We start from the raw sequence: 9,325 nt of genomic DNA on the forward strand, positions 1-9,325 counted from the left end.
CATCCTAATCAAAGATAGAAATCAATCAAGGCACTGTTTGTATCAATATCATCCAGCGCAGTCATTTTATTTACATTTTCATCTATAGTGTGAATATTGATCAATCAAGGACGATTACCATGGAAGCCCTACCTACACCCGGTCTAGCCGAACCAGCCAATAAATTACCGACACTGGAAAAACAATATAAAGAAAGTTGGTTCTACGCATTTTTGCGAAGCATCAAACTTGAATTTGTTGCCAAACTGCTCAAGCTGGAAAGAGTCGAAATATTAATTGTCCCGGTCTTTGAACGAAATATTGAATCACAAGAGCCTGTCCCTCGTTATTACGTTAATCCAAGAGACTTAACCAAGGGCGCACTGGTCGGAGTCAAAGGTCACTATTGTGTAGAAAAGGGGGATGAAGATGCTGATTCTGTCCAGCGTTGCATCAACCTTAACAAACGAGTACCTGAGGATATCAGAGACTGGGTTAATGTCCGCAAGAACAGCTCTGCCAATGAGCTCACGGACAAAGAGCTTGAGGCCACCTGCACTGCACTTGAAGAATTGGTCAAGAAGAAAAATCAACAACTTGAAAAATGGCATGCCAACGAAGTTGAAACAATCCAGAAGCTGCACCAAAAAAAAGGAAAACAGGATACAGGCGCTAGCTATTTACCAAGCCTTGTTGAGGCAGATGGAAAAACATTCAAAGCCTATTCAGGATCACCCGCAGCACTGGTCTGCCCTAAGGCCGGAGAGTCCTTAAAACCATTTACAGACAAAATAAAGCCAGTTTTGGACTGTCTGGTTTACATCCATAGCAAAGGTTTTGCCCACGGCTGTGTCAGCAAAGAATGCATTGTTGAGGATGATAACCAGATTAGACTTGATGGTTTTGGCATGGCAACCCAACATCAGGACAGAGCGGCACTTCATGATAAATCCATGATGAACCGGGTAAAATACTTTTCTGACACCATTTTTAACGTTCCTCACCCTGAACTTTTGCCACCAGAAGCTTTCTCCCACGAAAAAGGTTACGAGACAGCTGGTGATATTTGGGCGCTAGGTGTCACTATCGCTCATTGGATTGCTCCTGAAGAGAGTCAGAGGATTACCAATGGACACATAGTTGAGACCCTGCAAAACACCGGTAAGTTGGAGACATCCAGAGAGGCCATCGTTAAATATGGCAAAAAATTAAAAGATGCCTGTAGTAAAACATTGGAAAGAGAGACTCGATCCGGGCATCGTTTCATGATTTTAGAACTCTTGCCTAAGCTACTGGAAGCCAACCCAGAGAAGAGATGTACAGCAGAGCAAGCTCTAAACCATCGTTGCTTCAAAGAGGAATTAGACAACCCCGTTGCTGCCAGATAATTGCCTGATTGCCATAGCCTCCCAAATAAATGTGGACTGATGAACAATCGGTCCCTCTTTTTTTATATGAGTTTTAAAGTTTGAACGGAGCCTCATTTCAATTAACAGCATTAAATATGATTGTATATTGTACATACATAATTAAGTGATGCTGATTCGCTATTTGCACCATTTTCCAGTGCACAAAAAACCGGTTTATGGGACGACGGGACTCGCTTAACGGAGTGCCATTAGCCTATAAACCGGTTCTTCAGACAGACAGCCTCTTACTTGAAGTATGCGTTCTCGGTAATGCTGTGATCTGTCACATCCCTGACGCCCTTCAACTCAGGAATTCGTTCGATCAGAGTTTTCTCGACACCGTCTTTCAAAGTCAGATCCACTGCACTGCAGCCCTGGCAACCACCACCAAACTGCAAAACAGCAACATCCTCATCAATCTCAACCAGAGAAACAACACCACCGTGGGAAGCCAGCCCCGGGTTGATTTCGGTCTGCAGGAAATAGTTGATTTTCTCGTCCAGCGGACTGTCTTCACTGACTTGAGGCAATTTGGCATTCGGTGCCTTGATAGTCAGCTGGCCACCCAGTTTATCTTCGGAGAAATCAACAACAGCGTCTTCCAGGTACTGTTCACTTTTTCCTTCTACATGGCAATTGAAGTATTCCAGCTCAAGAATCAGATCCCCTTCCTTCTCCTCTCCAGGTTTACAGTAGGCAAGGCAGGTTTCAGCATAAGGAGTACCAGGCTGGGTAACGAACAGACGCACCCCAATACCCTCCACATTCTGCTTCTCTAACAGGGTGGCCAGGTACTTTCGTGCTGCTTCCGTAAATGTAATCTTCAACTCAAGAACCCTCTCAACATTCTGTCGACATTCTATGCCATTCGGCGTTATGTTGAAATCCCCAGTGGGGCAGTCAGGTATTAAAGACTTGTGCTTCAACGACGGCAGGTTACACCCCATTACTGTAGTTGTCTCTTTAATGCTTCGTGAGTCCCCAGTCTTATGTGAAATTATACGATTGTTACCCAGTTCAAAAGCTTGTACCCTTCGCGCTCTTTTTCCAGGGTACAGGGGAATTTTGCCTGAAAGTAAGGGTCCAATTAATTCCTTCGAGCCCGTCGAACTTATCCCTTCACGCATAAATTTCAGTAGAACGAGTCGCAGCCATGAGCTCATTAGATATAGAAAAACACTCCACTACTGTCCTGATGATACTGACACTGTTTGCCATTGTTGGTCCGGTATCTATCGATATATATTCACCTTCTCTTCCGGCTATAACAGAATATTTTGGCAGTAACAGTGCTACAACCCAGTGGAGTATCGGTATTTTTATGCTGGGTTTTTCGATATCGATGCTCATTGTGGGCCCGCTGGCTGACCGCCTGGGTCGTAAAAAGACCTTGATGCTGGGTTATGCCCTCTACCTGCTTGCCACTGCTGTCACCCTGTTGACCAATAACATTGGCCTGTTCATCGCTGCACGCTTTGCCCAGGCCGTATTTGGTTGCTTTGGTACTGCCGTTGCCCGAATTTTGGCCAAAGATTACTTCCGCGACCAAATGGAAGTGAGGATGCTGTCCTACATCAGCGCCTGCCTGACACTGGCCCCTATGCTGGCTCCCATCGCAGGTGGATTTATTCAAGAATATGCAGGCTGGAGGTACAACATTCTGGCCATGGGGGCAATGGCCATTATTGCGATGATTAGCCTGCTATTTATCCCTGAAAAACATCAAATCCCCAGAAGTGTTGGCCACCCTATCCTCTCAGGCTATAAAGACGTATTAACTGACTGGCGCTATTTACGGTTCACTATCGCTGCCGGGACAGCCTTCTCTGGCGCTTTTGTTTTTGTCGCCGGTGGTCCTTTTGTAATGATCAGCCAATTGGGCCTGGCTCCAAAATATTATGGATTCCTCTTTGCGATAGCCATTGCAGGCTACCTTTTCAGTGCCACCTATGGCCCCAAATTGAATGACCGGTTAGGACGTGAGAAAAGTACTCGACTTGCCTGGATCACTCTGGCTGCAGGTGCAAACATTTCCTTTGCTACTGCCTGGTGGAGTCATGGCAGCTCTATTCCGGGTTATATGTTTGGTATGGTTGTCTTTGAGCTGGGACTGGGTCTCTTTATGCCCCTATGCCAGGCCAGAGCCACCGAACATATGATTAGCAATGCAGGCACCGCTGCCGGCCTGATCTTCTTCATAGAAATGCTGCTGGCTACAATGGTCAGTGGTTTGGTGGGTTCACTGCCACAAATGGGTACACTGACGCTTGCCAGTGTAACTTTGGTTGCCACCCTGGTCGCTGGGTTTTGCCTTCAAAAGAATAGCCATGACAATATTCAGGCTTCAGCATAAGCATCCCGATGTTAAAAACGGCCAAAGAGGGGTCCAGACCCTTTGGGTTTATGGCCTGTCAAAACTCGCAAATATTTTATTCGCCCGTGAGTTTACGTCATTATGCCTGCAGCTGTGTCACAATCCCCCCCCATATTACTTACTTTTTCTATGGACATGAGTAATTTGAAGTAGACACTCTTCGGCTCATTTCTGATACCATCGCCCTCCTGAAAATACTTACAAGCAGCCGTGAGCCGTCAAACTGAAATCTTGGCGGCCTGTTTCATGGCAATAGAGAGAACTGGCCCGGAATCTGTACCCATGCCTAACAGTCAAGAAAGAGCACACTTTCCAAGAGCAAACCTTCTCAAAGAGCAATTGGAGAAACGGATTCTGATCCTTGACGGTGCCATGGGCACCATGATTCAAGGCTATAAACTGGATGAAGAAGATTACCGTGGCGAACGGTTTGCTCATCACGGCTGTGACCTCAAGGGCAATAATGACCTTCTCTCTCTGACACGCCCTGAAATTATCAAGGAGATTTACCAGTCTTACCTGGATGCCGGTGCTGACATTCTGGAAACCAATACCTTCAACGCTACAACTATTGCCATGGCTGATTACGAGATGGAACATCTCGTACCGGAGATCAATCGGGAGTCAGCCCGTATAGCCCGGGAAGTCGCGGATGCAGCCACCGCTCAAAACCCTGATAAGCCCCGTTTTGTAGCAGGAGTACTAGGCCCAACCAACAGAACTGCTTCGATTTCGCCTGACGTCAACAATCCAGGCTATCGCAACACCAGCTTTGAAGCACTGGCTATTGCCTACAAAGAAGCAGCCCTTGCACTGATTGAGGGCGGTTCCGATATCATTTTAATCGAAACCATTTTCGATACCCTGAATGCCAAAGCCGCTATCTTTGCCGTAAAGGAACTGTTCGACGAACTGGGCTACGAACTGCCCATCATGATTTCAGGCACCATTACCGATGCCTCCGGACGCACCCTTTCAGGGCAGACCACAGAAGCTTTCTGGAACTCTGTTCAACACGCCAATCCTATCTCTGTAGGTCTGAACTGTGCCCTGGGTGCCAGCGAGTTACGCCCTTACCTGGAAGAGCTGTCAAACATTGCCAACACTTATATCAGCGCACACCCGAATGCCGGCCTGCCGAATGCGTTTGGAGAGTACGATCAAGCTCCGGCTGAAATGGCAGAAATTGTTGCCGAATTTGCTGAATCCGGCCTGGTGAACATTATCGGTGGTTGCTGCGGTAGTACACCCGCTCATATCAGTGCAATTGCTGATAAAATGGCGTCCATTGAAAGACGACAGATTCCAGAAATTTCTGTCGCCTGTCGTTTAAGCGGCCTTGAACCCTTCAATATTTTTGCAGACTCCCTGTTTGTCAATGTGGGTGAACGTTGTAATGTAACCGGCTCTGCACGCTTCAAACGCCTGATTATTGAAGAAGATTACGACACCGCTCTGGACGTAGCCCGCCAGCAGGTTGAAAACGGTGCCCAGGTCATCGACATCAACATGGATGAAGGGATGCTGGATGCCAAAAAGGCTATCACCACTTTCCTGAATCTGGTGGCCTCCGAGCCGGACATATCCAAAGTACCGGTCATGGTGGACTCATCTAAATGGGATGTCATCGAAGCCGGCCTGCAATGCATTCAGGGGAAAGGTATTGTTAACTCTATCAGCCTGAAAGAAGGCGAAGAGGCTTTCCGCCACCAGGCAAGGCTATGCCGTAATTACGGTGCTGCCGTTGTGGTGATGGCTTTTGACGAGACCGGTCAGGCTGACACCGAAGCCCGCAAAATAGAAATCTGTAAGCGTTCTTACGACATTCTGGTTAATGAAGTTGGCTTCCCGCCCCAGGACATTATTTTTGACCCGAATATCTTTGCTGTGGCCACCGGTATTGACGAGCACAACAATTATGCGGTGGACTTCATTAATGCAACTCGCCACATCAGGGAAAACCTGCCCCATGCCATGATCTCTGGCGGCGTCAGTAACGTTTCTTTCTCATTCCGGGGTAATAACCCGGTCAGGGAAGCAATTCATGCTGTCTTCCTGTATCACGCCATCAAAGATGGCCTGACGATGGGTATTGTGAATGCCGGACAGCTGGAAATTTACGAGGAAATCCCCAAAGAGCTGCGTGAACGGGTTGAAGATGTCATTCTCAACCGCAATAACTTAGCCACAGAAGCATTGCTGGCCATTGCAGAGGACTATCGCGCTGGCAGCACCGGCCAGAAGAAAGTCGAAGACCTTTCCTGGCGTGAGCAGGACGTCAACAAACGTCTTGAACACGCTCTCGTGAAAGGGATAACCACCTACATTGTTGAAGACACCGAAGAAGCTCGTCAACAGGCAGATCGCCCCATTCATGTTATCGAAGGTCCATTGATGGATGGTATGAACGTGGTCGGCGATCTGTTTGGAGCCGGTAAAATGTTTCTACCGCAGGTCGTCAAAAGTGCCCGTGTTATGAAACAGGCCGTTGCCCACCTGATTCCCTTCATTGAAGAAGAGAAAGACGGCGACGTTCAGTCCAACGGCAAGATACTGATGGCTACCGTTAAAGGCGATGTACACGACATTGGCAAAAATATAGTCGGCGTTGTATTGGCCTGTAACAACTTCGAGGTAATCGATCTCGGTGTTATGGTGCCCTGCGAAAAAATCCTCCAGGTAGCCAGGGAAGAAAACGTCGACATCATTGGTCTCAGTGGTTTGATCACACCGTCTCTGGACGAAATGGTGCATGTCGCCAGCGAGATGCAACGCCAGAACATGCATCTGCCCCTGTTAATCGGCGGTGCAACCACTTCCAGAGCTCATACAGCGGTTAAGATAGAGCCACAGTTTCAGAATGATATAGCGCTTTATGTGACCGATGCATCCCGCAGTGTTGGTATTGCCACTCGACTGATGAGTAAACGATTAAAACCGGAACTGATCGAGGAGACGCGTACCGAGTACGAAAAAATTCGAGTACGCCACGAGAAGCGCAGTAATAAGCGACAACTACTGACTTATCAGGAAGCCGTTGATAATCGTTTTGATGCAGGCTGGAACAACTATCAACCACCCGTTCCAACCTTCACAGGTGTAAAAGTCTTTGAAGATTACCCATTGGAAAAACTCGTGGAGTACATCGACTGGACACCTTTTTTCATCACCTGGGATCTGGCGGGAAAGTATCCGAATATTCTGGAAGATGAAATTGTCGGTGAAGCAGCCACCAACCTTTACAACGATGCCAGAGCCATGTTGAAAGATCTTGTTGAGAACAAGAAGATTGGTGCTCGTGCGGCTATTGGCTTCTGGCCAGCGTTCCAGGTGAACAACGATGACCTTGAGGTTTATACCACCGAAAGTCGCTCTGAAGTCAAAGTCATGCTTCATCATCTTCGTCAACAGAACCCGAGACCGGATGATAAGCCAAACTACTGCCTGTCAGACTTTGTGGCGCCAAAAGCCACCGGCCTGAAAGACTATGTGGGTGGTTTTATCACTACGGCGGGAATTGGTGCAGACGAACTGGCTAAAACCTACGAAGACAAAGGTGATGACTACAACAGCATCATGGTCAAAGCGCTTGCCGATCGTCTGGCAGAAGCTTTTGCCGAGCATATGCACGAAAAAGTTCGCAAGGAATTCTGGTGCTACGCTCCCCATGAAGCCTTGAGTAATGAAGAACTCATCAAGGAAAAGTACACTGGCATCCGCCCTGCCCCGGGCTACCCGGCCTGTCCGGACCACACAGAAAAAACAGCACTGTTTGAGCTTCTGAATGGAGAGGAAAATACCGGAGTCAACCTGACAGAACACTTTGCCATGATGCCTGCTGCCAGTGTCAGTGGATGGTACTTCTCTCACCCGGAATCCAAATACTTTGGTCTGGGTAAGATCGCCAGGGACCAGCTTGCTTCTTACGCTGAGCGAAAGGACATGAGTTTGGAAGAAGCCGAACGCTGGTTACGCCCAAACCTGGAATAAGCCAGGACTTATCGAATCAGGCAGGAACAGATCTCTGCTCTCAAAGATCTGTTCCAGTCACTGAAATGTTTAATACTTTAAATCACTTTTCCAGAAAGTCTTCAGCCCGGACATATTCTCATTAGAAACCAGCCGATAATCTCTGCAGCAGGATAAAAAGCATTCAGTTCTGGCGTGACACAGACACTTCTAAACGCATACAATCTATCAGAAACATCTAAAAAGCCTGAGGTTTGCTTGAAACAGCGCGTTACTACCATACTGAAATTGAGCACCCCTATCATCATAGCGATGCTGTCACAAAGCCTCCTGAATCTTGTCGATGCTGCCCTGGTAGGGCCCCTGGGAAAAGAAGCACTTGCTGCAGTAGGTGCCGCCAGTTACGCAAACTTTGTCGCACTCTCCCTCGTTGCAGGACTCTCCGCCGGTGTACAGGCCCAGGTAGCCCGCAGATTAGGTGCTGGCCTTAGCCTTCTCTGTGCGACACCCGTCAACCATGGCATCATCATCGCACTATTCTTTGCCCTGCCCGTCAGTCTCATATTGATGTTGTTAGCCCCCTGGATATTGCAAATTTTTAACCAGGGTGAACTGGTACATGACACCGCCGTTAGCTATTTTCGAATTCGTGTCATGTCCCTGGCTGCTGCCGCTCTTTGCCTCTCTTTCAGAGGTTACTGGAATGGCACTGGCAGACCTTCAGGGTTCCTGCGTATTCTGGTCGTCTCCCATCTCTTCAATGCGCTGGTAAGTTTCCTCTTTATCTATGGCATAGGTCCATTACCTGCAATGGGTGTTCCCGGTGCAGCACTTGGTACTTTTCTGGCTATGTACCTCGCCGCCATGCTGAATTTGTTCAGCCTTCTGGGGATCGCCAGAGAACAGGGATTCATGGACTTCAGATTTTTAATGAAACGTGACTTCAGGCAAACCATTCGACTGATCAGACTGGCTGTTCCGGATTCTATGCAACAGTTGCTGTTCTCTCTCGGCTTCATGGTGCTATTTGCCATCATTGCCCAGATGGGAACCAGTGAACTGGCCGTAGCCCATGTTCTTATGAATATTTCCCTGTTATTAATTTTACCGGGTATGGGTATGGGTATGGCCGCTAATACCCTGGTGAGTCAGAGCCTGGGAGCCGGTAAACCGGATAAAGCCTGGCGCTGGGGCTGGGATATTGTCAAGGTGGCAGCCAGTGTACTGCTGCTTCTGAGTCTGCCATTACTTATTGCCCCCGAGTTCCTGCTAAGCCTCTTCCTTCATCAGGAGTCTCTTGTCGAAATGGGAAAAATTCCTCTTCAGCTGACCGGTATGAGCATCTTCCTTGATGCAGCCTCCCTTGTATTCACACAGGCTCTCCTGGGTGCCGGTGCAAATCGCACTGTGCTGGGCATAAGAGCCGCCGGACAGTGGTTAATCCTGCTGCCGCTGTGCTGGCTGGTTGGGCCTGTACTCGGTCTTGGACTGACTGCAGTCTGGCTGGTTCAGACGTTGCAAAGACTGATCAGCTCAATGGCTTTTGTCATGGTCTGGCAGACCCGCAAGTGGGAAAGAATCACTGTTTAGACAT

General features: G+C 48.2%; 5 protein-coding genes. 4 read left to right on the top strand and 1 reads right to left on the bottom strand.

Annotated features, from left to right (window positions below):
• Positions 1 to 119: 119 nt before the first annotated feature.
• On the top strand, positions 120 to 1,367 hold the full coding sequence (locus tag P6910_RS12610) for a protein kinase domain-containing protein (protein WP_317141652.1): 1,248 nt from the start codon (positions 120 to 122) through the stop codon (positions 1,365 to 1,367).
• Positions 1,368 to 1,633: 266 nt separating this feature from the next.
• On the opposite strand, the gene nfuA is transcribed toward P6910_RS12610, so the two are convergent.
• Positions 1,634 to 2,215 carry a Fe-S biogenesis protein NfuA gene (nfuA, locus tag P6910_RS12615; RefSeq protein ID WP_317141653.1) on the bottom strand — a complete coding sequence of 194 codons (582 nt, stop codon included), beginning with the start codon at positions 2,213 to 2,215 and terminating at the stop codon, positions 1,634 to 1,636.
• A gap of 326 nt (positions 2,216 to 2,541) precedes the next feature.
• Between nfuA and P6910_RS12620 the strand changes: the two genes are divergently transcribed.
• From P6910_RS12620 to P6910_RS12630, 3 genes are all read left to right on the top strand, one after another.
• The gene (locus P6910_RS12620; protein WP_317141654.1) at positions 2,542 to 3,741 is read left to right on the top strand and encodes a multidrug effflux MFS transporter; all 1,200 of its coding nucleotides are present in this window, start codon (positions 2,542 to 2,544) and stop codon (positions 3,739 to 3,741) included.
• A 303-nt stretch (positions 3,742 to 4,044) separates the two neighbouring features.
• Positions 4,045 to 7,752 carry a methionine synthase gene (gene metH / locus P6910_RS12625; protein ID WP_317141655.1) on the top strand — a complete coding sequence of 1,236 codons (3,708 nt, stop codon included), beginning with the start codon at positions 4,045 to 4,047 and terminating at the stop codon, positions 7,750 to 7,752.
• Between the two features lie 237 nt (positions 7,753 to 7,989).
• Positions 7,990 to 9,321: an MATE family efflux transporter gene (locus tag P6910_RS12630; RefSeq protein ID WP_317141656.1), complete on the top strand. Its 1,332-nt coding sequence runs from the start codon at positions 7,990 to 7,992 to the stop codon at positions 9,319 to 9,321.
• Positions 9,322 to 9,325 lie beyond the last annotated feature (4 nt).

Source organism: Endozoicomonas sp. 8E (assembly GCF_032883915.1).
Classification (GTDB): Bacteria; Pseudomonadota; Gammaproteobacteria; order Pseudomonadales; family Endozoicomonadaceae; genus Endozoicomonas_A.

Coding starts and splice junctions, on each gene's coding strand:
- P6910_RS12610 (WP_317141652.1), top strand. CDS start 120: ATGGAAGCCCTACCTACACCCGGTCTAGCCGAACCAGCCAATAAATTA.
- P6910_RS12620 (WP_317141654.1), top strand. CDS start 2,542: ATGAGCTCATTAGATATAGAAAAACACTCCACTACTGTCCTGATGATA.
- metH (WP_317141655.1), top strand. CDS start 4,045: ATGCCTAACAGTCAAGAAAGAGCACACTTTCCAAGAGCAAACCTTCTC.